The following is a 23,657-nucleotide window of genomic DNA, read 5'->3' on the forward strand; positions in this document are numbered from 1 at the left end:
AGCTCGTAGAAGTCGCTCTCGCGGTCCGACACCATGGTGATGCTGGCGGCCGTAGCCAGAACCTTGCCGGCTTGCTCGGTGCCGTCGATCCAGCGCCGCGACTCCTTGTCCGCCGTCGCCCGCTGACGCCGCGGCGTCACCTCTTCCGTGCCGCGGTTCCAAACCTGCATGCAAGCCAGGCCCAGCAGCGCCCCCGTGCCAGCCTCCACCGCAAGCCGGATGCAGCAGAAGGCCAGCTGTATTGCCCTTGCTCACCGCGCCATAGCCTGGCCGCGACCGCCGCGAACCCAATATCAGTTCCGAGGTGTCCTGCATCGCAATCACATGCCGGCCCGCCACACGCTGCGCAGTCAGCTCCCCGGCATGCTGCGACATCTCTACCGCCGTCACCGAGCTGTTGTGCAGAAAACGTCTGAACCGCATCTCTCTCGCACGCTCGCCACCCAGCCGCCGAATGCACGAGCCAGGACGCGCGACCAGTCTTGCATGCAAGCAGGCCCCCCTTTTTGCAGGCGGCGATCGCCAAATCGCCCCAGCCCGTACTCTATCCCTGACATGCCACATCTCCATCGAATCAATCCCAGTAAGGAATCGAGCTTCAATGCGCCGCGCAACCGAGATGTGTGAACGCGATAGGTATAGTGACGGGGAGAAAGACGCTGTTCTCGCCCATTTCGCCAATCATCAACGTATTCTCGTTTCTGAAGCAGGACGCTGCATTTTCCTATTGCAGATAAAAGATATCCACGATAAAACATATCCATGAACGGAGATCATCACCATGAAGCTGGGTGAGGGCGTTGAGGCGGCCATCCATTGCGCGGCGACGCTGGCGAGCGTGGAGGGCAACAGCACCATGCCGGGCGCGGCGCTGGCGGAATCCTTCGGCCTGTCGCCGAGCTATCTCTTGAAGCATCTCAACATGCTGACGGCAGCGCGCATCCTGGAATCTGTGCCGGGGCCGGCGGGCGGCTACCGGCTGGCACGGGCGGCGGAACGCATTACCCTGCTCGACATCGTGCTGGCCATCGAGGGGCGCGAGCCAGCGTTTCGCTGCGGCGAGATCCGCCGCAATGGTCCAGTCAAGATCGATGCCTCGGCCTATGTCAAACCCTGCGGCATCAATGCCGCGATGCTGAGGGCGGAGCGCGCCTATCGGGCAGCACTCGCCGAAGTGAAGCTATCCGAGATCGTGGCCGAGTACGCGGCGGAAGGCGACCCCCGCTCGCGCGCCGCGAGCTGCGCCTTTGTCGAGCGCCACCAGCGGCGGCAGAAATCCGGTTCGATCGACCAAACCTAACCCTCCCGACGATGTGAAAGGACAAGACGATGAAACAGAGAATGCAATTCTTCGCCAAGGCGCCCGAAATCATGAAGGCCGTCTCGGCGCTCAACAAGGCGGTCGATGAATGCGGTCTGGAGGCGGGCTTGCTGCACCTGATCAAGCTCAGGGCCTCGCAGATCAATGGCTGTTCCTTCTGCGTCGAGATGCACAGCCGCGAGGCGAGGCGCGACGGCGAAACCGAGCAGCGGCTCTATCTGGTTTCGGCCTGGAAAGAATCGCCGCTGTTTTCCGAGCGTGAACGCGCCGCGCTGGCCTGGACGGAGGCGGTCACGCTGGTCGCCGACAACGGCGTGTCGGACGAGCTCTATGCGCGCACGCTTGAGCATTTCTCAGAAGAAGAACTGGTCAAGCTGTCCGTCGCGGTTGGCATGATCAACACTTGGAACCGGCTTTGCATCTCGTTCCACGCCATCCATCCGATGCCGGCCGCCAAGGCGGCCTGACCATTCCGGCATATCCGGGAGCGCCATCGCGGAGGTGGCGCTCCTACTTTTTCAGCCATGTGTTGTCAGGGGGCGCGTTTGACGCCTGCCGATTTGCCCTCGACCTTGCTGTTTCTCGGCCGTCTGTTGCTCCGTTCACGCCGCGAACCGCAGGCCGCCGTCGCAGGTCAGCACCTGGCCGGTCATGAAGCCGTTGGAGACGAGGAAGGCAATCGCGGAGGCGACGTCCTCGGCGCGGCCGATCCTGCCGACCGGCGTCTTGCCGGCGTATTCGGCGAACACCGCCCGCCGCTGCTCCTCGGGAAGAAAATCCCACCACGGCGTGTCGATGACGCCGGGCGCCACGACGTTGACGCGCAGCGGCTTCAGCTCGACAGCCAAGATCGGCGTCACGGTCAGCAGCATGCCGTTGACGGCACCGATACCGGCGACACCGGGCATGGTGACCTGAGCCGACACCGCCGAGATGAAGGTGACCGATCCGGATTTGTTGAGCGTCGGCAAGGCGGCCTGCAGGCAGGACAGTTGCGGCCGCACTTTTTCGTCGACGCCGCCAGCGATGTCGGCAAGGTCGAGGGTCTCGAACGGTCCGAGGCCCTTGCCGCCGCTCGCCGCCAGAACGAGGTGGTCGAGCGGGCCGAGGCGCTCGAAGAACTGGCGCACCTCCTCCGGTTTTGAAGCGTCGAAGGCGGCCTTGTCGGCGGCTCCGCCAAGGCTTTTCCAGGCGCCGACGAGTTTGTCCTGGTTGCGCCCGGTGATGGTCACCTTCATGCCCGGGCCGAGTAGTTTCCTCGCCGTCGCCAGGCCGATGCCGGACGAGCCGCCGATGATGACTGTGTGTTCGGTTCTGCTGGTCATCAATGCTGTTCCTTGGTTTGAGCCAGCCCGACGAGGTCGAGGCTCAGGCTTCGCAATTTCTGTCTGGCCCCGGCGTCGTAGGCCTGGGCGTCGGCGCGGGATTCCCGCAGACCGTCGAAATAGAGGCCGCTGCGGCCTTCGAGCGCGGACGAGGTGGCGAGGTTGACGATGGCGTCGGCGCCGGTCTCCACCGAACTCCAGGGTGTCACGCCGGCCTGCCGGACCATGGTGGTGTCCATGTAGCTCGCCGGATGCAACGCATTGACGGTGACGCCGGTGTCTTTCAACTGTTCAGCCAGATCGACGGTGAACAGGATCTGCGCCAGCTTGCTCTGGCAGTAGGCGCGCACGCCGCTATAGCCGTGGGTCAGCATGACGTCACCGAAATCGATCGCCTGCTGGCCGGCGGACGCGACATTGACGATGCGCGCCGGGGCGCTGTCCCTGAGCAGCGGCAGAAGCTCCGAGGTCAGCAGGAAGCCGGCGAGATAGTTGACGGCAAAGCGCAGTTCGTGGCCGTCGGCGCTTGTCTGCCGCTTGTCGCCAGCCGTACCGACGCCGGCATTGTTGATGAGGATGTCGAGGCTGCTCGTCCTGGCGCGCACGGCCTCGGCGACGCGTCGCACCTCGGCCAGCGACGCGAGATCGGCCGCGAGAAACTCGGCCTTGCCGCCGTCGGCTTCGATGGTGGCGATAACGGCCTTGCCGCGCGTGGCGTCGCGGCCATGCACCAGCACCCGTGCGCCGGCGGCACCCAGCCTTTGTGCCACGACCCGGCCGACGCCGTCGGTCGATCCGGTGATGAGGATGGTCTTGTCTTTCAATTCCATGTTCAGAGCCTCCTGTTGCTGCTCCGAACGCAAGATGGAGTGTCTGGCCGGTCTCAAACAGTTCAAACTTTATCCTGGTATCAATACTGCTATAATAGCCGCATGAACGCTTCCATCTCTGCTGCTCCGGCCCACTCAGCCGACGAGAGCCGCCGGCGTGAACTCGGCGCCTTCCTGCGCTCGCGCCGGGAAAGGCTAACGCCATCGGCCACCGGCATCGCGACAGGTCCGCGACGGCGAACGCCCGGCCTGCGGCGCGAGGAGGTGGCGATGATCGCCGGTGTCGGCACCACCTGGTACACCTGGCTGGAACAGGGCAGGGATGTCAGGCCCTCGGTGGAAGTGCTTTCGGCGCTCTGCGAGGCGTTGCGGCTCGATGCCGTCGAGAAGCGGCATCTGTTCATCCTCGCTGGCCGCCAGCAGCCCGAGCGCCGTGTGGCGGCGCCCGAGAAGGTGGACGCCACGCTGTTGCATATGCTGCAAAGCCTCGTGCTGCAGCCGGCCCAAGTGGTCGGCCGGCGTTGGGATGTTCTTGCCTGGAATGACGCGGCCGTGGCGGTGTTCGGCGACTATGGCCTGCTGGACGGCGATGCCAGAAACATCGTCCACATGGTGTTCACCAGCCCGCACCATCGCCGCCTGCTGGTCGACTGGGAAGAACTCGCTCGCGTGGTGCTCGCTTCGTTTCGTGCCGAAAGCGCCAAATATGTCGGCGATCCGGATTTCGAACGGCTGATCGCCCTGATGATTAACTCGAGTCCCGAGTTCCGTGACTGGTGGCCCCGGCGCGACGTGGCGCGCAGGCTGACCGGCATCAAGCACGTCCGGCATCCCAAGGCAGGCTTGATGGCCTTCGAGCATATGAGCCTGTCGATCGACGACGGCTCGGACATGCGGCTGATCGTCTACACGCCGCTCGCTGAGCAGAACTCGATCGCCAAGCTGCGGACCTTGCTCGACGCGCTGCCGGCGGAGCGGCGCAGTGCCTGACGACGGTGCGGTCCGCGGCGAAGCCCCCCGGGCTTCGTCATCCTATGGTCTGCGCCGCGTCGCTTCGCTCCTTGCTCCGCCATAGGATGACGAAAGGACGAGACGCTAGCCCTTCGGCTTCAGCCCATCGAGGAACAACTGTTCCAGGAACCTTGCTGCGTCCTCGAAGCGGCCGTCGCCGCCGCGGTTCGGCCCCAGCACGGCGCGGACCTGGACATCGAAATCGGCATAGTGCTGGGTGGTCGCCCAGATCGAGAAGATCAGGTGCCAGGGATCGGTCCTGGCGATCTTGCCGGCGCGCATCCAGCCCTTGATGACCGCGGCCTTCTCGTCGACCAGCGTCTTCAGTTCGCCCGCCAGCAGCGGCATGATGCGCGGTGCCCCCTGCAGGATCTCGTTGGCGAACAGCCGGCTCTCGCGCGGGAAATCGCGGGCCATTTCCAGCTTGCGCCTGATGTAGCTCCTGAGCTCGGTCATCGGATCGCCGATATCGTCGAGTTCCCTGAGCGGCGCCAGCCAGGTCTCGAGCAGCCGTTCCATCAAGGTCTCGTGAATGTCTTCCTTGCGGCGGAAATAGTAGAGCAGGTTCGGCTTCGACATGCCGGCCGCCTCGGCGATCTGGTCGATGGTCGAGCCACGGAAACCGTGAGTGGAAAACACCTCAAGCGCCGCCTCCAGGATGAGTTCGCGCTTTTCCTGCTGAATGCGGGTGCGGCGAGGGGCTTCCGTGCCGCTGTTCACGGTTGCGGACTCCGCCGTTGACGGTCATCTGGACCAATTCTCTGGACCAGTTTTTCCCCAAGCTGTGGAACGCACTTCAGGTGCCGCATTTCCGCTAGTAATCCTTGACCGCCGACAGGGCGGTGCTAACGTTTGTCCAATCGGTCAAAAATTTGCGTAGCATGAAAACGCGGCAAAGACCAAGCGTTGGGCGCACCGAAACAGATTACAAGGGGAAGTCCTGGTCATGTCCAACCGGCTGAAAGTCACGCCGAACGATCTCAGCGCATTCTGGATGCCGTTCACGGCAAACCGGCAGTTCAAGCAGGCGCCGCGCATGTTCGTGTCCGCCAAGGACATGCACTACACCACCAGCGACGGCCGCAAGGTGCTGGACGGCACCGCCGGTCTGTGGTGCGTCAATGCCGGCCACTGCCGCCCGAAGATCACCGAGGCGATCCAGCACCAGGCCGCCGAACTCGATTACGCCCCGGCCTTCCAGATGGGCCACCCGATCGTGTTCGAACTGGCCAACCGTCTGGTCGATCTCGCGCCAAAGGGCATGGACCATGTGTTCTTCACCAATTCCGGTTCGGAATCGGTCGAGACGGCACTGAAGATGGCAATCGCCTATCACCGCGTGAAGGGCGAGGGCTCGCGCACCCGCCTGATCGGCCGCGAGCGCGGCTATCACGGCGTCAATTTCGGCGGCATCTCGGTCGGCGGCATCGTCACCAACCGCAAGATGTTCGGCACGCTGCTCGGCGGCGTCGACCATATGCCGCACACGCATCTGCCGGAGAAGAACGCCTTCTCCAGGGGCGTGCCGGAATATGGCGCGGAACTCGCCAACGAGCTGGAGCGCATCGTCGCCCTGCATGACGCCTCGACCATCGCCGCCGTGATCGTCGAGCCGGTCGCCGGCTCCACCGGCGTCATCCTGCCGCCGAAGGGCTATCTCGAGAAGCTGCGCGAGATCTGCACCAAGCACGGCATCCTGCTGATCTTCGACGAGGTCATCACCGGTTTCGGCCGCCTCGGCGCGCCGTTCGCGGCCGATTATTTCGGCGTCACACCCGACATCATGACCACCGCCAAGGGCGTCTCCAACGGCGTCATCCCGATGGGCGCGGTGTTCGTGAAGAAGGAAATCCATGACGCGTTCATGACCGGCCCCGAGCACATGATCGAGTTCTTCCACGGCTACACCTATTCGGGCAATCCGATCGCTTGTGCCGCCGCACTCGGAACCCTCGACACCTATAAGGAAGAGGGCCTGCTGACGCGCGGCGAGGAACTGGCGCCCTATTGGGAAGACGCGCTGCATTCGCTGAAGGGCGAGCCGCATGTCATCGACATCAGGAACATCGGCCTGATCGGCGCGATCGAGCTGGCGCCGATCGCCGGCAGCCCGACCAAGCGGGCCTTCTCGGCTTTCGTCAAGGCGTTCGAGCGCGGCGCGCTGATCCGCACCACCGGCGACATCATCGCGCTGTCGCCGCCGCTGATCATCACCAAGGGTCAGATCAACGAACTGATCGACCATGTGCGTGAAGTGCTGCGGTCGATCGACTGAGACCCCTATGCGGCCACCCTCCAACGAAGAGGAGGGGGCCGTGAAAGCAACTGGTCGGCGCGATACCGCGCCGGCCCTGACCTTTTCCGCAACGGGGCGATCAGTCAGACCGACCGCGCGCCGATCCCGGTCAGGATCACCCGCTTGATATTGTCCTTGGCTTCCCGCCATTGCCGGTCGGACAGCGGCTTGCCGCCATTGAGCGTCTCGATCTGGTGGCCGAAATCGGCGTAGTGCTGGGTCGCGGCCCAGAGCATGTAGAGCAGATGGCGCGGGTCCACTGGGTCCATCTTGCCTTCCTCGATCCAACGCCGGATGATCTCGACGCGGCCATCGGTCCATTCGCGCAGTGTCGATTCCATATAGTCCTGGAGCACCGGCGCCCCGTGCATCACTTCGGAAGCCCAGACCTTCGAGCCGTCCGGATGGCGGCGCGATATTTCCATCTTGGCGTCGATATAGGCGCTGATGCCGTCTATGGGCCCGCGCGCCGCGTCGAAGCAATTGGCCGCCTGCAGCCAGATTTCGAAGATGTTCTGGACGACGGACCGGTAGAGTTCCTCCTTGGTGGCGAAATAATAGTGGAGATTTGCCTTTGGCAGATCCGCCAGATCGGCGATCAACTGCATCGTGGCGCCGCCGAAGCCAGCCTCCGCGAACACCTTCTCGGCGGCGACGAGAATGGTTTTTTCATTCTCCCGCCGGATGTCCTGGCGCCGCGTGGGGCGGGTGGGTTCGGCCATGTTTTCCCCAAGATTCTAGTTGACCGCTTGGTCAGGTTGTGTAGTCTGAAAGCTGACCATACGGTCAGGCTGCAAATCACTCAAGGGGCGACAAGACTCCTGGTGTAGATGGGAACTTGAGATGGCCGCACCCGGCGAAAATCTGCGAATCAATTCAGACCGCTTGTGGGATTCGCTGATGGAGATGGCGAAGATCGGCCCCGGCATTGCCGGCGGCAACAATCGCCAGACTGTGACCGACGAGGACGGCGAGGGCCGGCATCTTTTCAAACGCTGGTGCGATGCGGCCGGGCTCGAAATGGGCGTCGACGAAATGGGCACCATGTTTGCCCGTCGCGAAGGCGCCGACCCCAGCCTGCCGCCGGTCTATGTCGGCAGCCATCTCGATACGCAGCCGACCGGCGGCAAGTATGATGGCGTTCTCGGCGTTCTCGGCGGCCTGGAGATCGTGCGCTCGCTCAACGATCTCGGCATCAAGACCAAGCATCCGATCGTCGTCACCAACTGGACGAATGAGGAAGGCTCCCGCTTCGCACCGGCGATGATGGCCTCCGGTGTGTTCGCCGGCGTGCTCGACCAGGCCGACGTCTACGAGCACACGGACAAGAACGGCAAGAAATTCGGCGAGGAACTGGAGCGTATCGGCTGGAAGGGCACCGAGAAGGTCGGCGACCGCAAGATCCACGCCTTCTTCGAACTGCATATCGAGCAAGGCCCGATCCTCGAGGACGAAGACATCGACATCGGCGTCGTCACCCATGGCCAGGGCCTGAAATGGTTGCAGGTGACGCTTACCGGCAGGGAGGCGCATACCGGCTCGACGCCGATGCCCAAGCGCCGCAACGCCGGCCTCGGCATGGCGCGCGTGATCGAACTGGTGCACGAGATCGCCATGGACTACCAGCCCGACGCTGTCGGCGCGGTCGGCCACATGGAAGTCTATCCGAACTCGCGCAACATCATCGCCGGGCGCACCGTCTTCACCATCGACATCCGCTCGCCGGAGAAGGAAGTGCTCGACGCCATGGATGGCCGCATCCGCGAAGGCATCGACACGATCTGCGACGCGCTCGACATCCAATACGATATAGAGCAGGTCGGCCATTTCGATCCGGTCACCTTCGACAAGGACTGCGTCAAGGCAATCCGCGATGCCGCCGAACGGCTCGGTTACACGCACCGCAACATCGTCTCGGGCGCCGGCCACGACGCCTGCTGGATCAACCGCGTCGCGCCCACCGCCATGGTGATGTGCCCCTGCGTCGATGGATTGAGCCACAACGAAGCGGAAGAGATCACCAAGGAATGGGCTTCGGCCGGCGCCGACGTTCTGTTCCACGCGGTGGTGGAGACGGCCGTCATCGTGGAGTGAACTTAGAGATCCAACTTCCAAACGCCGCTCACCAAGAAGCGCGAAGAGAACAGGGAACAGGCAAATGACCAAAGTCATCAAGAACGGCACCGTCGTCACCGCCGACCGCACGTGGAAGGCCGATGTGCTGTTCAGCCACGGCAAGATCGTCGCCATCGGCCCGGACCTGCATGGCGACCATGAGTACGACGCCACCGGCTGCTATGTGATGCCGGGCGGCATCGATCCCCATACCCATCTCGAAATGCCGTTCATGGGTACCTATTCGGCCGATGATTTCGAATCCGGCACGCGGGCTGCCCTTGCCGGTGGCACCACCATGGTGGTCGATTTCTGCCTGCCGGCGCCGCAGCAGTCACTGCTCGAAGCTCTGCAGATGTGGGACAACAAGACTTCCAAGGCTGCCTGCGACTACTCCTTCCACATGGCGATCACCTGGTGGGGCAAGCAGGTGTTCGACGAGATGGCCACGGTGGTCGACAAAGGCATCACCTCGTTCAAGCACTTCATGGCCTATAAGGGCGCGCTGATGGTCGACGACGACGAGATGTACGCGTCGTTCCAGCGCTGCGCCGACCTTGGCGCCTTGCCGCTGGTGCATGCCGAGAATGGCGACGTGGTCGCCGCACTCTCGCAGAAGCTGCTCGCCGCCGGCAACAACGGCCCCGAGGGCCATGCCTATTCGCGCCCACCGGAAGTGGAGGGCGAGGCGACCAACCGCGCCATCATGATCGCCGACATGGCCGGCGTACCGCTCTATGTCGTGCATGTCTCCTGCGAGCAGAGCCACGAAGCGATCCGCCGCGCCCGCCAGAAAGGCATGCGCGTGTTCGGCGAACCGCTGATCCAGCACCTGACGCTGGACGAGAGCGAATATTTCGACAAGGACTGGGACCATGCGGCGCGTCGCGTGATGAGCCCGCCTTTCCGCAACAAGCTGCACCAGGATTCGCTGTGGGCCGGCCTGCAGGCGGGTTCGTTGCAGGTGGTGGCGACCGACCATTGCGCCTTTACGACGGAGCAGAAGCGTTTCGGCGTCGGCAACTTCACCAAGATCCCCAACGGCACCGGCGGCCTCGAGGATCGCCTGCCGGTGCTGTGGACCAGAGGGGTCAACACCGGCCGGCTGACGATGAACGAGTTCGTCGCCGTGACCTCGACCAACATCGCCAAGATCCTCAACATGTATCCGAGGAAGGGCGCGATCGTGGAAGGCGCGGATGCCGACATCATCGTCTGGGATCCGAAGCGGAAGAAGACGATTTCTTCGAAGAAGCAGCAGTCCGTCATCGACTACAACGTATTCGAAGGCGTCGAGGTGACCGGCCTGCCGCGCTTCGTCTTCTCGCGCGGCGAACTGTCGATCGAGGAAGCCGAGGTGAAGGCCAAGCCCGGCCACGGTGAGTTCGTCGGACGCGAGCCGAACGCGGCGGTCAACCGGGCGCTGTCGACGTGGAAAGAGATCACCGCGCCGCGCAAGGTCGAGCGGACTGGCATTCCCGCGACGGGGGTTTGACCATGCGGGCTGTTTTTCTCGCTCTGGCTGCGGCGGCGGTGATGATCGCCGGGCAGGCGTCGGCAGCGGCGATCGACCTCAGCAAGCCTTATGGCGACAAATATGGCTGCATCAACAAGAACGGCCAGGAAGTCGCCGCCGATCAGATGCTGCTTCTGACCGACAAGGAACTGATCACGGCGGCCAGCGCCTGCACTTTCACCGAGACCAAGGCTGAGGCCGATGGCTCGTTGACGATCAAGGCCGAGTGCGAAGCCGAAGGTGAGGACGGCAAGTCGCCGGCCACCTTCACCATCAAACGCAGCGCCAGGAACGCCAAGAAACTGTCTGTCGTCGACGAGGACGGCAATGTGATGGGTGAAGTTTCCCGGTGCAAATGATGGCGACAATCCCCGCGCCGGTGTCAGGCGACCAGCGCATCCAGTTCCGGCAGCAGGACGACGCTTTCCTGCTCGTTGGGATCGGTGCGGGCAATGACGGCGGAAGAGGGGGCGTTGCTGAGATTGGCCGGCAGATGCGGCACGCCAGCCGGGATGTAGAAGAGGTCGCCCGCCTTGACGACGATGTGGTGTTCGAGCCGGTCGCCATACCAGGTATGGACTTCGCCGGAGAGCACGTAGATCGCCGTCTCGTGGTTCTCGTGCAGATGCGCCTTGGCGCGGGCGCCGGGCGGCATGGTCAGCACGTGCATGCAGATGCCGGATGAGCCGACCGTTTCGGTCGCGATGCCGGCCAGATAGGTCAACCCCTGCTTGCCTTCATAGGTGCTGCCAGGGCGGATAAGATGACAAGTGGGTTTGGGCGACATCGGGGAAACTCCGGGCGTCGAAATAGAACAAAGCCAATGGGACAGGGCGAGTGGAAAACAACATCGCGATAAAAGCAATCGGATTCCAGCCCGCGCCCCGGTGGCGGCGGAAGGCGAGCAGCAACCGATGACGGGATCGTCGCCAGCCGTCGTTTCGGCAAGCAAGCTTGGCCTCACCTTCCAGACCAATGACGGGCCGGTGCAGGCGCTGTCCAATGTCGACCTGACCATCGGCAAGGGGGAGTTTGTCTCCTTCATCGGGCCGTCCGGCTGCGGCAAGACCACGCTGCTGCGCGTCATCGCCGATCTAGAGAAGCCGACTTCGGGGACGATCTCGGTCAATGGCATGACGCCGGAACAGGCGCGCGAGAAACGCGCCTATGGCTATGTCTTCCAGGCCGCCGCCCTGTTTCCCTGGCGCACCATCGAGCGCAATGTCGGGCTGCCTTTGGAAATCATGGGCCTGTCGAGGGCCGAGCAGGCGGAGCGCATCAAGCGCACGCTCGACCTCGTCAACCTCAGCGGTTTCGAGAAGAAATATCCCTGGCAGCTTTCCGGCGGCATGCAGCAGCGCGCCTCGATCGCCCGGGCGCTGGCTTTCGACGCCGACCTGCTGTTGATGGACGAGCCGTTCGGCGCTCTGGACGAGATCGTGCGCGACCACCTCAACGAACAGTTGCTGCAATTGTGGGGGCGCACCAACAAGACCATCTGCTTCGTCACCCACTCGATTCCGGAGGCGGTCTATCTGTCGACGCGCATCGTCGTCATGTCGCCCAGGCCGGGCCGGGTCAGCGACATCATCGTATCGACGCTGCCGAAGGAGCGCCCGCTCGATATCCGCGAGACGCCGGAGTTTTTGGCGATCGCGGCCAGGGTGCGCGATGGCTTGAGGGCAGGGCATAGCTATGATGATTGAGGGGGGGCAGGACGAAGTTCCTCCTCTCCCCTCCGGGGAGAGGGTGGCCGCGAAGCGGCCGGGTGAGGGGGCGTCGCCGACGCATCCAACCAAGAGGAAGGCCGGGGCAACCGCTCGTGCCCGAGAGCTGCGGTTTGACGAGACAAAGGCCGAATATCGGCTTTGGGGCGAGTTACGGGGCCGTCACCTCAACGGCTACAAGTTCGTAAGGCAAGTGCCACTTGGGCCGTTCTTCGCCGATTTTCTCTGCCGCGAGAAGAGCTTGATCGTTGAAATCGATGGCAGCCAGCATGCCGAGTCCCTGACCGATGAAAGCAGAACAACTTGGCTGAATCGCAACGGCTACTCTGTTCTTCGGTTCTGGAACCAAGAGGTTCTCGCCGAGCGGCGTGCGGTCTTGGATACGATTCTGGCTGTGCTTGAGGGGCAGATACACTCACCCTCACCCGGCCTTCGCTTCGCTCCGGCCACCCTCTCCCCAACGGGGAGAGGAGGAGGGGAGCGCTGATGGACACCTTCCGTGACAAGCTCGTCCCCGTCATCTCCATCCTCGCTGGCGTCATCATTCTCTGGTACGTGTTCGCCGTCATCCTCAACACGCCGTTCCAGCGCGATCTCGACCGGCGGGCCAATGAAACCTCCACATTCAGCGAATTGATCGGCAAGACGCTGGCGCAGCCGAAGCCGACGCTGCCGGCACCGCACCAGGTGGCGGTGAATTTCTTCGAGAACACCTTTCTGCGGCCCATCAATTCGAACCGCAGCCTCGTCTACAACGCCTGGGTGACGCTGTCCTCGACGCTGCTCGGCTTTGCCTTCGGCACCGCGCTCGGCATAGTCATTGCCGTCGGCATCGTCCATGTGGCGACGCTCGACCGCAGCCTGATGCCGTGGATCATCGCCTCGCAGACCATTCCAATCCTGGCGGTTGCGCCGATGATCATCGTCGTGCTGGCGGCGGTCGGCATCACGGGGCTGATCCCGAAGGCGATGATCTCGACCTATCTGTCGTTCTTCCCGGTGACGGTCGGCATGGTGAAGGGCCTGCGCTCGCCCGAGATCATGCATCTCGACCTGATGCACACCTACAATGCCAGCCGCACGCAAACCTTCTGGAAATTGCGCGTGCCGGCCTCGGTGCCGTTCCTGTTCACCTCGATGAAGGTGGCGGTGGCGGCAAGCCTGGTCGGCGCCATCGTCGGCGAGCTGCCGACAGGCGCGGTCGCTGGTATCGGCGCCAAGCTTCTGGCCGGCGCTTATTACAGCCAGTCGATCGACATCTGGTCGGCGCTGGTCGCGGGTTCGATCGTGGCGGCGCTGCTGGTCATGGTGGTCGGCATTGCCGGGCGCCTCGTCGACCGCGCTATGGGCGGGAGGCCGGCATGAATTGGCTGAAACCGTCCTGGCAAGCGGTGATTGCCATTGCGCTGTGCCTGATCGCGGTCGCGCTTGGCGCCATGTCGAAGCCGGAAGCGGCAGCGCTTGCCGACCCGACGGCAAGCATCGACTATCCCTATCTGGGGACGAAGGGCTTGATGCTCGGCCTTGCCGTGGTCGCGGCGCTGATCTCGATGGTCAGGATTCCATCGGTCGCGGAGGCCGTGGTTCTGTTCATCGGCGCCCATCTCGTCGCCTGGCTGCTGATATCGGGCATCACAGGGTTCGAGGGCACCGCACTGGCGCCGTACTTCCTTCTGCTCACGGCTGCCTGGCTGCTTGGCTGGCGTTGCGTTGCGGTGCTTTCGGGATTGCGGCCGCCGGCAAGCTGGGCGCGGACCACTCTGCGGCTGATCATCCCCGCTATCTTCGGCGCCTGGATCCTGATCATCTGGGAAGCGGTGACGCGGGGCGCAGGCATTCCTTTCATCCTGCTGCCGCCGCCGAGCGCGATCGGCGCGCGCATCGCCAGTTCGCTGCCGGTGCTCGGCGCCGATGTCCGGCAAACCATCTTCAAGGCGGTGCTTTTCGGCTATGTCGTGGGCAGCGGCGCCGGCTTCATCACCGCGATCCTCGCCGACCGCGTGCCGTTCCTGCGGCGCGGGCTCTTGCCGATCGGCAACATGGTCTCAGCGCTGCCGATCATTGGCGTGGCCCCAATCATGGTCATGTGGTTTGGCTTCGACTGGCAGTCCAAGGCGGCGGTGGTCATCATCATGACCTTCTTCCCGATGCTGGTGAACACGGTCGCCGGGCTTGCCGCTTCCGGCCATATGGAGCGCGACCTGATGCGCACCTACGCGTCGGGTTACTGGCCGACGCTGATCAAGCTGCGGCTTCCGGCCGCCGCCCCCTTCATCTTCAACGCGCTGAAGATCAACTCGACGCTGGCGCTGATCGGCGCCATCGTCGCCGAGTTCTTCGGCACGCCGGTCGTGGGCATGGGATTCCGCATTTCGACCGAGGTCGGGCGGATGAACATCGATATGGTCTGGGCCGAAATCGCAGTTGCAGCACTTGCGGGTTCGGTCTTTTATGGCGTGGTCGCCCTTGTCGAAAGGGCCGTCACGTTTTGGCATCCCTCTGTCCGTGGTGGATAGGGGCGGTGGGTTTAGGGCACTAACTTCAGAGGGTAAAAAAATGAAAAGACTTATTATTCCAGTTCTGGCCGGCGCGATGTCGCTGGCCGCGTTCCAGGCAATGGCCGCCGACAAGGTGACCTTGCAACTGAAATGGGTCACGCAGGCCCAGTTTGCCGGCTACTATGTCGCCAAGGCAAAGGGTTTCTATGACGCCGAAGGTCTCGACGTCGATATCAAGCCGGGTGGACCCGATATCGCGCCCGAGCAGGTGATCGCCGGCGGCGGCGCCGACGTCATCGTCGACTGGATGGGCGGCGCGCTCGCCGCGCGCGAAAAGGGCGTGCCGCTGGTCAACATCGCCCAGCCGTTCAAGAAGGCCGGCATGGAGCTGGTCTGCCCGAAGGACGGCCCGATCAAGACCGAAGCCGACTTCAAGGGCCATACGCTGGGCGTCTGGTTCTTCGGCAATGAATATCCGTTCTACGCCTGGATGAACAAGCTTGGCCTCAAGACCGAAGGCGGCCCGGACGGCGTCACGGTTCTGAAGCAGAGTTTCGACGTGCAGCCGCTGATCCAGAAGCAGGCCGACTGCATCTCGGTCATGACCTATAACGAGTACTGGCAGCTGATCGACGCCGGCTACAAGCCGGAACAGCTCACCGTCTTCAATTACTCGGCGATGGGCAACGACCTGCTCGAGGACGGCCTCTATGCCTCGGAAGACAAACTCAAGGACCCGGCCTTCGAGGACAAGATGGTGCGGTTCGTGCGCGCTTCGATGAAGGGCTGGAAATACGCCATCGACAACAATGACGAGGCAGCCGGCATCGTCATGGACGGCGGCGGCCAGGACGAGAACCACCAGAAGCGCATGATGAGCGAAGTCGCCAAGCTGATCGACAATGCCGACGGCAAGCTCGACCCGGCGACCTACGAGCGTACCGCCAAGGCGCTGCTCGACCAGAAGATCATCACCAAGGAGCCGACCGGCGCCTATACGACCGCGATCACCGACAAGGCTGTCAAGTAAGGCACCGGACAGGCGCGACCATAGCGCCTGAGATTTGGGCTGACATCAAAGGGGCGGGCGACCGCCCCTTTTTCATACGCTCCGATCACAAAGCCGTGTGCGGGGATACATTGCTCCCTCCAGCCGTTGCATTGGAGCATACGCGCGTCGGGGAGCCGCGACGGATGCTTCATCCAATCGGAGGTTCTTCATGCGCGCTCACTCTTTCCTGCCGGCGCTGTCGGCGCTCGCTATTTCCACCGCTTTCCTGTTCGCATCGCCGGCCATGGCCGAGGTGGTGAAATACAAGGCGACACTCGATGGCGGCCAGCAGAGCCCAGCCGTCACCACCAAGGGCAAGGGGACGGCCACGCTTACCTTCGACACCACCAAGAAGAAGCTCAGCTGGAACGTGAAGTATTCCGGCCTCAGTGGCCCGGCGGTGGCCGCGCATATCCACGGCCCGGCGGCGACCGGCGAAAACGCGCCTCCGGTGATCCCGTTCAAAGGCAAGCTGAAGAGCCCGATCAAGGGATCGGCGACGTTGACCGACGCGCAGGCCGCCGATCTGGAAGCCGGCAAATATTATGTCAACGTGCACACAGCCGCCAACAAGGACGGCGAGATCCGTGGCCAGATTGAAAAGGCGATGTAGGGCGCGGGGGCGCGGCCAACGCTTGAGGGCCGGCGCGAGGCGCCCCCCTCTGTCCTGCCGGACATCTCCCCCTCAAGGGGGGAGATTGGCAGCCTGGATGCAGCGCCCTTTCTTTGGATGCCGATCGGTTGCTTCAGCTCCTGTCGCGGATCTGCGTCATCGTGCGGGTCGGCGTGATCGCTTCCGGGTCGAGCCGGATCTCGACGATCGCCGGCTTGCCGCTGGCCCGCGCGCGTTCGAAGGCCGGGGCGAAGTCCTCGGTCTTCTCGACCATCTCGCCATGGCCGCCATAGGCGCGTCCAAGCGACGCGAAGTCGGGATTTTTCAGGTCTGTGCCGACCACACGGCCCGGATATTCGCGCTCCTGATGCATGCGGATGGTGCCGTAAATGCCGTTGTTGACGACGATCACGACGATCGGCAGGTCGTACTGCACGGCGGTGGCGAATTCCTGCCCGTTCATCAGGAAGCAGCCGTCGCCGGCAAAGGCGACCACGGTGCGCTCAGGATAAAGCGCCTTGGCCGCGACCGCCGCCGGGGTGCCGTAACCCATCGAGCCAGAAGTCGGCGCTCCTTGCGTGGCGAAGCGGCGGAAGCGATGGAAGCGATGGACCCAGGTGGCGTAATTTCCGGCGCCATTGGTGAGGATAGCATCGTCCGGCAGGACCTTTTCCAGATAGTTCATGATCGGTCCCATCTGGACCGTGCCGGGACCGCTTTCCGGCGGCGTCGACCAGTCGAGGTAAGCGGCGTGCAGCTTGGCTGTTTCGCCCGCCCATGATGGCGTGCTGGCCGGCTTGCGCTTGGCGAAGGCCTCGACGAAAGCCGCCGGCGAGGCGTTGATCGCCAGTGTCGGGCGGTAGACCCTGCCGAGTTCGCCGGCATCAGCATGGACGTGCACCAGCGCCTGGTCGGGATAAGGGCTCTTCAGCAGCGTGTAGTCCGAGGACGGCATCTCGCCCATGCGGCCGCCGATCAGCAGCACGACATCGGCTTGCTTGATCGCCGTCGCCAGTTTCGGATTGATGCCGATGCCGACATCGCCGGCATAGTTCGGATGCAGATGGTCGAACAGCATCTGGCGACGGAAGGAACAGCCGACAGGAAGCGACCAGGCCTCGGATATGGCGCGCATCCGTGCGACTGCCTGCTCATTCCAGCGGGTGCCGCCGAGTATGACGAACGGTCGCTTGGCGTTGCTCAGCAGCATGTCCAGCGCGTCGAGTTCGGCTTCGCCGGGATAAGTCTCGACCGGCGTGTGTGGCAAGGCGGAAGGCGCCTCGACCACACTGGTCAGCATGTCTTCCGGCAGCGAGATGACCACCGGGCCGGGGCGGCCAGACGTCGCCACGGCGAAGGCTCGGGTGACGAATTCAGGGATGCGCGAGGCATCGTCGATCTCGACCACCCATTTGGCGATGTCGCCGAAGAACCTGACGTAATCCACCTCCTGGAAGGCCTCGCGCTCCTTGGCGTGGCTGGCGACCTGGCCGATGAACAGGATCAGCGGCACCGAATCCTGCATGGCGATGTGGATGCCGGCCGAAGCATTGGTGGCGCCGGGGCCGCGGGTGACGAAGCAGATGCCAGGGTTGCCGGTCAGCCGGCCCTGGCAGTCGGCCATCATGGCGGCACCGCCTTCCTGGCGGCAGACGATGGTGCGGATCGGGGAGTCATGCAGCGCGTCGAGCACCGCAAGGTAGGATTCGCCCGGCACGCAGAAGATACGGTCGGTGCCGTTGGCTTCGAGGGCGTCGACGATCAGTTGTCCACCGGTCTTCATTTCCCAGACTTCTCCAGTTCGGCAAGGATTTCGTCGGTGTGCTCGCCAAGGCGCGGCGAGGGCCGTTCGTAGACGAGCGGCGTCCCCGACATCACCATCGGCGCGCGCACCGACGGCAGGCGATTGCCATGGCCGTCATCGAGGTCGAGCCGCATGCCGCGCGCAATGGTTTGCGGGTCGGCGAACATCTGGCCGATCGTGTTGATCGGGCTTGCCGGCACGCTTGCGGCTTCGAGCTTGGCCAGCAGCGGATCGCGATCCCAGCTCTTCAGCGCCTCGATGATGCGTGCGCGAAGTTCCACGCGGTTGGCGACACGGGCCGGATTGGTGGCGAAATCGGGATTCGCCGGCAAATCGTCCAGCCCGACTGCATTGCAGAATTTGGCGAACTGGCCGTCATTGCCGACCGCCAGGATGATGTGGCCGTCCCTGACCGGAAGCACTTCGTAAGGGGCGATGTTCATATGCGCATTGCCCATCTGCACCGGCGACTTGCCGGAGACGAGATAGTTGAGGTTCTGGTTGCCGAGGGCCGAGATCTGGGTGTCGAACAGCGCCATGTCGATGTGCTGGCCTTCGCCGGTTTGTCCGGCGTGACGCAAGGCGGCCTGGATGGCGATGACCGAATAGAGGCCGGTGAAGATGTCCGAGATGGCGACGCCGGCCTTCTGCGGCTCGCGGCCGGCCTCGCCGGTGATCGACATCATGCCGGCCATGGCCTGGATGATGAAATCGTAACCGGCGCGTGGCGCATAGGGTCCATCCTGGCCGAAGCCGGTGATGGAGCAGTAGACCAGGCGCGGGTTGATCGCTTTCAGGCTCTGATAGTCGAGCCCGTATTTCTTCAGGCCGCCGAGCTTGAAGTTCTCGATCAGCACATCCGCCGTGGCAACCAGCCGCCGCACCGTCTCGGCGCCGTCGGGCGTCGAAAAGTCGATGGCGATTGAGCGCTTGCCACGATTGCAGGAATGGTAATAGGCGGCCGACAGGTTCTCGCCATCGTGGCTCATGACGAAGGGTGGACCCCATTTGCGGGTGTCGTCGCCGCCATCGGGGCTCTCGACCTTGATGACATCGGCGCCGAGATCGGCGAGCAACTGCCCGGCCCAGGGCCCGGCAAGAATGCGGGCGAGTTCGACGACGCGGACGCCTTTCAGCGGGGGCTCAGCCATATATCACCGTGATTGCAATCATCCTGATTGCTGCGAAAGCAGAGCCTCTATCAAGCCCGGCAGCGGCTGTCACGGTCCTTGCAATGGGCCAATCCGTCACGCCTTCAGGACATTGTCCGCCCAGGCGGCGAAATCGCCCATGATGGTGTCCCGGTTCACCTCGTTCAGGCTTTCGTGGCGGGTCTCGGCGTAAACCGTTGAAACCAGATTCGAAAAGCCCATCTTGCGCATGCGATTGGCGAGGTGGGCGATGCCCTTGCCGTAGTCCGAGGCGGGGTCTTTCTCGCCGCCAACGATGGCGACGGGGAGGTCGCGGCGAACGGTGGCAAAGCCTGCATCCTTACCGCCGTTCAGCGCCATGGCGACGACATCGCGCCACATCGAGATGGAGGCATCCCAGCCGCACAGTGGATCGGCGATGTATTTCGCCACCTCTGCCTCGTCGCGCGACAGCCAGTCGAACAAGGTGCGATGGTTGGGCACTGCCTTGCCCCAGGCCTGGAAGGTGAGTTTCGGCAGCAGGCGTGACGGGACATCGGAGCCGAGCCGCATCCGTTCCCAGGCGAGGACACCGAGCGCCATCTGGCCGAGCAGGCCTTGCGAAAAATTGCCGTTCCAGATCGCGGCGGCATGAACGCGCCCGGAATGGCTCAACAGGTAGTTCAGCGCCACGGACGCGCCCATGGAATGGCCAAAAAGGATCACCGGCAGGTCAGGCTGTTCGCGGGCGATGAGATCGTGGAGGGCGTCGACATCGGCGATGACCTTGGCCGGGCCGTCCTTGTCGGCGAATCTGCCGAGCGGCGCGTCGGGCGCCTTGGTCGCGCCATGGCCACGGTGGTCATGGACATAGACATGGAAGCCCCGGGCGGCCAGGAAAGCGGCGAAGCGGTCGTAACGCGCGGCATGCTCGGCCAGGCCGTGATTGATCTGGACCACCGCCCGCGTAGGGCTGTCGGCCTGCCGGACGAACAGATTGAGGTCGGCGCCGGTCGGCGAGCGAACCACGCGCTGCTGGCTGAATGGCATGCCGACTGGTCTCCCCTTGGTTCGTCTTTGCGATGTCCAAGGTGTGCGCCGGCGCCGGATTTGCGTCAATCCGGCCCGCCGGCCTTGCCGCGACGATCTTTCTTGCCATGGACCCGCAAAATATCGCAATTCTGACATGGAGACAGCTTCAGTCTGTCGCCCACTTTCTTCCAGCCGGGGATTCTCCATGCGCATTGCTGTTGTTTTCGGATTGGCCTTGCTGGCGGCATCGCTGGCCGGGGCGGCGCGGGCCGACGTCAAGATGAGCGGCACTTTCGTAGCCGACGCCTCTTGTCCGGCAACGCAGGCGATCAAGAACGGCAAGAATCCGGGCAATGTCTCGACCGATGCCGGACAGAGCTATCAGCTGCTCGCCGGCAACAAGGACACGCCGACCCACTATCTCATCCTGGTGCCGGGCGCCGATCCCGAGCGCCGCTGGGTGAAGGTCAGCTGCGGCCATCTGTCGGGCAGCAGCGCCGCGGCCGTGCCTGCGGCACCCGGCGGGCAAGGCAAGCCCGCCCCATCGGGAAAACCCGAATATGTCTTCGCCTTGAGCTGGCAACCGGCCTTTTGCGAGACCAAGTCGAACAAGACCGAATGCAAGGCGCAAAACCCCGGCGAGTTCGACGCCACCAATTTCACGCTGCACGGCCTGTGGCCGCAGCCCAACGGCAATTTCTATTGCCAGGTGTCGGCAAGCGACAAGGCCAATGACAATCCTGCCCATTGGAAAGACCTGCCTCCGGTCAATCTCGATGCAGGCACGCGCAAGGAGCTCGACAAGGTGATGCCAGGCACCGCCTCGAAGCTGGAACGGCATGAATGGATCAAGCACGGCACGTGCTACGGCAAGAGCCAGCAGGAGTATTTTTCGGATGCTCTCGGCCTGATGCGGGAGGTGAATAGCTCGCCGGTGCGCGATCTCTTCGCCAGGAATATCGGCGGCAAGCTGACGGCCGACCAAATTCGCGGCGCCTTCGACACCGCCTTTGGCCCCGGTGCGGGAGACCGGGTGCGGGTGTCCTGCGTGATCGATCCTTCGAGCGGCCGGCGGCTGATCGGCGAACTGACGCTCGGTCTTGCCGGTCCGATCGGCCCGAACAGTTCACTCAAGGACCTGCTGCTGGCCTCGGTGCCGACCAACAAGGCCGGCTGCCCGACCGGCACGGTCGATGCGATCGGGTTCCAGTAATGCAGGGACATGGATTTAGGCAGCAGTCGGGCTTTCGCTTGCCGTGGCTGCTGTTATGTTTGCGTGGCGGTTCATTCAGCGGGGGTTGCAATGAGTGGCATCACGAGCGGCGCGCTGGCGCGGCTGGCCTTCTGGGCCAAGGGCATGGTCTTGATCAACGATGCCCGCATGGAATGGCCGGGTTTTTCCTACAGCGAGCCTGAGTGGACGCGGATGCGCGCGCTGTCCGCGCCGATCGGCGCCGGTACCTATCAGCTCTTCACGGTCGTCAACGCGGCGATCTTCATCGCCATCGCCGCCCTTGGCATTTTCGGCGTCTTCCTGCCGCTGGCGACGCTGCTGTTTCCCGTCCCGTCGGAGACCAGCGCGCTGAAGTTCTCGCTGCTCCTGGCGGCCTGCGCCTTCCTCATCATCGGGCTCGGCCTGCCGATCTCGATGCGCTTCTCGACCATGCTGGTCGGCGGCAAGGCGATGCGAGAGGCGCTGGTTCCAGCGGCCGGGGATGAGGTGCTGGCATCAAAGGTGTCCTGGCAGATCAACCGCATCATGCTGATCATGTGCGGCCTGCTGGTGCCGGGTATCCTGCTGTTCATCGCCTATGACATCGAAGCCGGGCCGATCATCACGTCGCTGAAATGGCTGGCGATCGCGCTGATGGCGGTCTCGACGCTGACCGGCATCGCGCGGCAGCGGAAGTCGTAGCGACGTCAGATCCGGCTAAATCTGGGCGGACCTGGTCCAGGCGACGGCGGCATCGGGCTCATGCCCGCCGGGTTCGCCGACGACGCGGTCGCGCCCGGTCGACTTCGCCTTGTACAGGCGCTGGTCGGCGAGCGCGAACAGGTCGGCAAGGCACTGCGTCGTTTCGCTGACGGTGGAAACGCCGGCGCTGACGGTCAGTTCGAACCGGCTCGTGGCGGCCGATGCCTTGACCGCCGTGCGGACGCTTTCGCCAAACAGCCTGGCGACGGCATGCGGACGCGAACTCAGGATGGCGAATTCCTCGCCCCCGATCCGGAACACCTGGTCCTCGGCGCTTGCCGCCTCGCAAAGCACGGCCGCGACCGCCTTCAGCACCTTGTCGCCCTCGGCATGGCCGAAGCGGTCGTTGATCGATTTGAAGTGGTCGACATCGACGATGAGCAGGCTGAGCGGCCTTGCCGTGCGCAGGCTGGACTGGACGGCGGCCTCGCCATCGGCATCGAAGCGCCCGCGGTGCAACAGGCCTGTCAGGCCGTCGCGGCCGACATGTTCGACCAGCGCTTCGTAGCGCTCGCGATAGGTCAGGGTTTCGAAAATGTCGGTGAGGCCGCGCGGCATCTGGGTGTCGCGGACCTCGAACCATCTGAGATAGGCGACCAGCATGGCGCTGAAGGTCAGTGCGGCCACCATCTTGGCGAACCAGCCGCCGAAGAAGACCGCGATCGGCGCGCCGGCAACGAAATGCAGTGCGGTGAAGAAGCCTGCCTGGTCGAAGGTGAGCACGCAGGCGACGCAGATCAGGATGCGCGCGAACTGTGCCTGGCGCAGATACCTGCCAAGCTTTTCATAGAGCAGGATGATCAGGATGGCGTCGATGAACAGCAGCGTCGTGCCCCACACCATCAACCAGCCCATCTCGTCGATGAAGCCGATGTCGGGCATCTTGCCGTCGGGCAGCGGCGCGATGGCATGCATGCGCAGCAACAGCCCCAGGCCGATCATCAGCGCATTGCCAAGCAGCAGGCCATAGATCGGCTGGCGCACGGTGGCGGCGTCTTCCTTGATGTAGAGCAGGAGCAGCATCACCAGCTTGCCGGAAAACAGCACCGCCGAGCCCGGCGAGACCATGCCGAACGGCAAGGCGACGTAAAAAACGCTGGCGAGATAGGTTTCCAGGAAATGCATAGCGCCGAGCGCGCAGACGAAGACGCCGAGACCAATGCGCTTGCGGAAGCGGAAAAGCGTGACCATGACGCTGAAGTAGACGACGGCTTCGGCGAGGAGCAGGAAACTGTTCAACACGACCGTCGATCCGTTCTCTCTCGCGCCAGAAATCGCGGCAAGCCGGCGATTCCACCCCGATCCTGTTTTGACGCCCAAGGGTTAACCAGAGATTTCGAGGCGCATGGCGGCCGCTGGAAAACTTCATCGACGGCGCGCACATGTGCGTGTGGCTGGCCTGATCTGGCAAAA

Annotated in this window: 24 protein-coding genes; 15 read left to right on the forward strand and 9 right to left on the reverse strand. The window is 63.6% G+C overall.

The genetic code is table 11. The features are described 5' to 3' along the window. Positions 1-781: 781 nt before the first annotated feature. Both LB564_RS18280 and LB564_RS18285 read left to right on the forward strand, forming a co-directional pair. Positions 782-1,300 (forward strand): RrF2 family transcriptional regulator, encoded by a 519-nt coding sequence (locus tag LB564_RS18280; protein WP_224539839.1) that lies wholly within the window; start codon positions 782-784, stop codon positions 1,298-1,300. Between the two features lie 29 nt (positions 1,301-1,329). Next, the gene (locus LB564_RS18285; RefSeq protein ID WP_224539841.1) at positions 1,330-1,788 is read left to right on the forward strand and encodes a carboxymuconolactone decarboxylase family protein; all 459 of its coding nucleotides are present in this window, start codon (positions 1,330-1,332) and stop codon (positions 1,786-1,788) included. A gap of 135 nt (positions 1,789-1,923) precedes the next feature. Here LB564_RS18285 and LB564_RS18290 read toward each other — a convergent pair whose 3' ends face one another. Together LB564_RS18290 and LB564_RS18295 are read right to left on the reverse strand one after the other, a co-directional pair. Continuing rightward, the gene (locus LB564_RS18290; RefSeq protein ID WP_224539843.1) at positions 1,924-2,646 is read right to left on the reverse strand and encodes an SDR family oxidoreductase; all 723 of its coding nucleotides are present in this window, start codon (positions 2,644-2,646) and stop codon (positions 1,924-1,926) included. Further along, positions 2,646-3,476 (reverse strand): SDR family NAD(P)-dependent oxidoreductase, encoded by an 831-nt coding sequence (locus tag LB564_RS18295; protein WP_224539845.1) that lies wholly within the window; start codon positions 3,474-3,476, stop codon positions 2,646-2,648. Before LB564_RS18295 ends, LB564_RS18290 begins: the two co-directional genes overlap by 1 nt. Positions 3,477-3,578: 102 nt before the next feature. Here LB564_RS18295 and LB564_RS18300 point away from each other — a divergent pair, with 102 nt between their 5' ends. Beyond that, positions 3,579-4,466, forward strand: coding sequence for a helix-turn-helix transcriptional regulator (locus LB564_RS18300; RefSeq protein WP_224539846.1), 888 nt, complete (start codon positions 3,579-3,581; stop codon positions 4,464-4,466). A gap of 105 nt (positions 4,467-4,571) precedes the next feature. Here the strand turns inward: LB564_RS18300 and LB564_RS18305 are convergent, their stop codons facing one another. Next, a complete protein-coding gene (locus tag LB564_RS18305) occupies positions 4,572-5,207 on the reverse strand; it encodes a TetR family transcriptional regulator C-terminal domain-containing protein (protein ID WP_224539848.1) in 636 nt (211 codons plus the stop codon). A gap of 226 nt (positions 5,208-5,433) precedes the next feature. On the opposite strand from LB564_RS18305, the gene LB564_RS18310 reads away from it, so the two are divergent. Continuing rightward, positions 5,434-6,762 carry an aspartate aminotransferase family protein gene (locus LB564_RS18310; protein ID WP_140701968.1) on the forward strand — a complete coding sequence of 443 codons (1,329 nt, stop codon included), beginning with the start codon at positions 5,434-5,436 and terminating at the stop codon, positions 6,760-6,762. Positions 6,763-6,866: 104 nt separating this feature from the next. Here the strand turns inward: LB564_RS18310 and LB564_RS18315 are convergent, their stop codons facing one another. Beyond that, the gene (locus LB564_RS18315; RefSeq protein ID WP_140701967.1) at positions 6,867-7,505 is read right to left on the reverse strand and encodes a TetR/AcrR family transcriptional regulator; all 639 of its coding nucleotides are present in this window, start codon (positions 7,503-7,505) and stop codon (positions 6,867-6,869) included. Between the two features lie 121 nt (positions 7,506-7,626). On the opposite strand from LB564_RS18315, the gene LB564_RS18320 reads away from it, so the two are divergent. From LB564_RS18320 to LB564_RS18330, 3 genes are all read left to right on the forward strand, one after another. Further along, positions 7,627-8,877: a Zn-dependent hydrolase gene (locus tag LB564_RS18320; protein WP_224539850.1), complete on the forward strand. Its 1,251-nt coding sequence runs from the start codon at positions 7,627-7,629 to the stop codon at positions 8,875-8,877. Positions 8,878-8,941: 64 nt separating this feature from the next. Next, complete coding sequence (gene hydA / locus LB564_RS18325) at positions 8,942-10,393, forward strand: dihydropyrimidinase (RefSeq protein WP_140701965.1); 1,452 nt, start codon at positions 8,942-8,944, stop codon at positions 10,391-10,393. A 2-nt stretch (positions 10,394-10,395) separates the two neighbouring features. After that, on the forward strand, positions 10,396-10,773 hold the full coding sequence (locus LB564_RS18330) for a hypothetical protein (protein WP_224539852.1): 378 nt from the start codon (positions 10,396-10,398) through the stop codon (positions 10,771-10,773). Positions 10,774-10,796: 23 nt separating this feature from the next. Here LB564_RS18330 and LB564_RS18335 read toward each other — a convergent pair whose 3' ends face one another. Next, on the reverse strand, positions 10,797-11,201 hold the full coding sequence (locus tag LB564_RS18335; protein ID WP_140701963.1) for a cupin domain-containing protein: 405 nt from the start codon (positions 11,199-11,201) through the stop codon (positions 10,797-10,799). A 127-nt stretch (positions 11,202-11,328) separates the two neighbouring features. Here LB564_RS18335 and LB564_RS18340 point away from each other — a divergent pair, with 127 nt between their 5' ends. The 6 genes from LB564_RS18340 (at position 11,329) to LB564_RS18365 (ending at position 16,303) form a co-directional block, all read left to right on the forward strand. After that, entirely contained in the window at positions 11,329-12,120 is a 792-nt protein-coding gene (locus LB564_RS18340) for an ABC transporter ATP-binding protein (protein WP_224539854.1), read from the forward strand. Then, positions 12,113-12,628 (forward strand): endonuclease domain-containing protein, encoded by a 516-nt coding sequence (locus tag LB564_RS18345; protein WP_224540197.1) that lies wholly within the window; start codon positions 12,113-12,115, stop codon positions 12,626-12,628. The genes LB564_RS18340 and LB564_RS18345 overlap by 8 nt, the downstream gene beginning before the upstream one ends. After that, positions 12,628-13,506 (forward strand): ABC transporter permease, encoded by an 879-nt coding sequence (locus tag LB564_RS18350; RefSeq protein WP_224539857.1) that lies wholly within the window; start codon positions 12,628-12,630, stop codon positions 13,504-13,506. The genes LB564_RS18345 and LB564_RS18350 overlap by 1 nt, the downstream gene beginning before the upstream one ends. Beyond that, a complete protein-coding gene (locus tag LB564_RS18355; RefSeq protein ID WP_224539860.1) occupies positions 13,503-14,657 on the forward strand; it encodes an ABC transporter permease in 1,155 nt (384 codons plus the stop codon). The genes LB564_RS18350 and LB564_RS18355 overlap by 4 nt, the downstream gene beginning before the upstream one ends. A gap of 40 nt (positions 14,658-14,697) precedes the next feature. Continuing rightward, positions 14,698-15,669 (forward strand): ABC transporter substrate-binding protein, encoded by a 972-nt coding sequence (locus LB564_RS18360; RefSeq protein WP_127260347.1) that lies wholly within the window; start codon positions 14,698-14,700, stop codon positions 15,667-15,669. Between the two features lie 190 nt (positions 15,670-15,859). Further along, on the forward strand, positions 15,860-16,303 hold the full coding sequence (locus tag LB564_RS18365; RefSeq protein WP_140701958.1) for a CHRD domain-containing protein: 444 nt from the start codon (positions 15,860-15,862) through the stop codon (positions 16,301-16,303). Positions 16,304-16,436: 133 nt separating this feature from the next. On the opposite strand, the gene LB564_RS18370 is transcribed toward LB564_RS18365, so the two are convergent. The 3 genes from LB564_RS18370 to LB564_RS18380 all read right to left on the reverse strand — a co-directional run bounded on the left by LB564_RS18370 (position 16,437) and on the right by LB564_RS18380 (position 20,287). Next, positions 16,437-18,086, reverse strand: coding sequence for a thiamine pyrophosphate-binding protein (locus tag LB564_RS18370; protein WP_224539862.1), 1,650 nt, complete (start codon positions 18,084-18,086; stop codon positions 16,437-16,439). Next, a complete protein-coding gene (locus LB564_RS18375; RefSeq protein ID WP_140701956.1) occupies positions 18,083-19,258 on the reverse strand; it encodes a CaiB/BaiF CoA transferase family protein in 1,176 nt (391 codons plus the stop codon). The genes LB564_RS18370 and LB564_RS18375 overlap by 4 nt, the downstream gene beginning before the upstream one ends. A gap of 96 nt (positions 19,259-19,354) precedes the next feature. Then, positions 19,355-20,287, reverse strand: a complete 933-nt coding sequence (locus tag LB564_RS18380; RefSeq protein WP_224539864.1) for an alpha/beta fold hydrolase — start codon at positions 20,285-20,287, stop codon at positions 19,355-19,357. A gap of 187 nt (positions 20,288-20,474) precedes the next feature. Between LB564_RS18380 and LB564_RS18385 the strand changes: the two genes are divergently transcribed. Further along, a complete protein-coding gene (locus LB564_RS18385) occupies positions 20,475-21,482 on the forward strand; it encodes a ribonuclease T2 family protein (RefSeq protein ID WP_224539866.1) in 1,008 nt (335 codons plus the stop codon). A gap of 90 nt (positions 21,483-21,572) precedes the next feature. Beyond that, positions 21,573-22,184: a hypothetical protein gene (locus LB564_RS18390; protein WP_224539868.1), complete on the forward strand. Its 612-nt coding sequence runs from the start codon at positions 21,573-21,575 to the stop codon at positions 22,182-22,184. 15 nt (positions 22,185-22,199) lie between these two features. Here LB564_RS18390 and LB564_RS18395 read toward each other — a convergent pair whose 3' ends face one another. After that, positions 22,200-23,486: a sensor domain-containing diguanylate cyclase gene (locus tag LB564_RS18395; protein WP_224539870.1), complete on the reverse strand. Its 1,287-nt coding sequence runs from the start codon at positions 23,484-23,486 to the stop codon at positions 22,200-22,202. Between the last annotated feature and the right edge of the window lie 171 nt (positions 23,487-23,657).

It is taken from the genome of Mesorhizobium sp. ES1-6 (genome assembly GCF_020164775.1).
Classification (GTDB): domain Bacteria; phylum Pseudomonadota; class Alphaproteobacteria; order Rhizobiales; family Rhizobiaceae; genus Mesorhizobium.

Bases quoted from the DNA above. Each gene is read 5' to 3' on its own strand.
- LB564_RS18290 (WP_224539843.1), bottom strand. From the start codon at position 2,646: ATGACCAGCAGAACCGAACACACAGTCATCATCGGCGGCTCGTCCGGC.
- LB564_RS18355 (WP_224539860.1), top strand. From the start codon at position 13,503: ATGAATTGGCTGAAACCGTCCTGGCAAGCGGTGATTGCCATTGCGCTG.
- LB564_RS18385 (WP_224539866.1), top strand. From the start codon at position 20,475: ATGCGCATTGCTGTTGTTTTCGGATTGGCCTTGCTGGCGGCATCGCTG.
- LB564_RS18390 (WP_224539868.1), top strand. From the start codon at position 21,573: ATGAGTGGCATCACGAGCGGCGCGCTGGCGCGGCTGGCCTTCTGGGCC.
- LB564_RS18310 (WP_140701968.1), top strand. From the start codon at position 5,434: ATGTCCAACCGGCTGAAAGTCACGCCGAACGATCTCAGCGCATTCTGG.
- hydA (WP_140701965.1), top strand. From the start codon at position 8,942: ATGACCAAAGTCATCAAGAACGGCACCGTCGTCACCGCCGACCGCACG.
- LB564_RS18360 (WP_127260347.1), top strand. From the start codon at position 14,698: ATGAAAAGACTTATTATTCCAGTTCTGGCCGGCGCGATGTCGCTGGCC.
- LB564_RS18350 (WP_224539857.1), top strand. From the start codon at position 12,628: ATGGACACCTTCCGTGACAAGCTCGTCCCCGTCATCTCCATCCTCGCT.
- LB564_RS18320 (WP_224539850.1), top strand. From the start codon at position 7,627: ATGGCCGCACCCGGCGAAAATCTGCGAATCAATTCAGACCGCTTGTGG.
- LB564_RS18380 (WP_224539864.1), bottom strand. From the start codon at position 20,287: ATGCCATTCAGCCAGCAGCGCGTGGTTCGCTCGCCGACCGGCGCCGAC.
- LB564_RS18330 (WP_224539852.1), top strand. From the start codon at position 10,396: ATGCGGGCTGTTTTTCTCGCTCTGGCTGCGGCGGCGGTGATGATCGCC.
- LB564_RS18300 (WP_224539846.1), top strand. From the start codon at position 3,579: ATGAACGCTTCCATCTCTGCTGCTCCGGCCCACTCAGCCGACGAGAGC.
- LB564_RS18370 (WP_224539862.1), bottom strand. From the start codon at position 18,086: ATGAAGACCGGTGGACAACTGATCGTCGACGCCCTCGAAGCCAACGGC.
- LB564_RS18375 (WP_140701956.1), bottom strand. From the start codon at position 19,258: ATGGCTGAGCCCCCGCTGAAAGGCGTCCGCGTCGTCGAACTCGCCCGC.
- LB564_RS18345 (WP_224540197.1), top strand. From the start codon at position 12,113: ATGATTGAGGGGGGGCAGGACGAAGTTCCTCCTCTCCCCTCCGGGGAG.
- LB564_RS18280 (WP_224539839.1), top strand. From the start codon at position 782: ATGAAGCTGGGTGAGGGCGTTGAGGCGGCCATCCATTGCGCGGCGACG.
- LB564_RS18340 (WP_224539854.1), top strand. From the start codon at position 11,329: ATGACGGGATCGTCGCCAGCCGTCGTTTCGGCAAGCAAGCTTGGCCTC.
- LB564_RS18315 (WP_140701967.1), bottom strand. From the start codon at position 7,505: ATGGCCGAACCCACCCGCCCCACGCGGCGCCAGGACATCCGGCGGGAG.
- LB564_RS18335 (WP_140701963.1), bottom strand. From the start codon at position 11,201: ATGTCGCCCAAACCCACTTGTCATCTTATCCGCCCTGGCAGCACCTAT.
- LB564_RS18285 (WP_224539841.1), top strand. From the start codon at position 1,330: ATGAAACAGAGAATGCAATTCTTCGCCAAGGCGCCCGAAATCATGAAG.
- LB564_RS18365 (WP_140701958.1), top strand. From the start codon at position 15,860: ATGCGCGCTCACTCTTTCCTGCCGGCGCTGTCGGCGCTCGCTATTTCC.
- LB564_RS18295 (WP_224539845.1), bottom strand. From the start codon at position 3,476: ATGGAATTGAAAGACAAGACCATCCTCATCACCGGATCGACCGACGGC.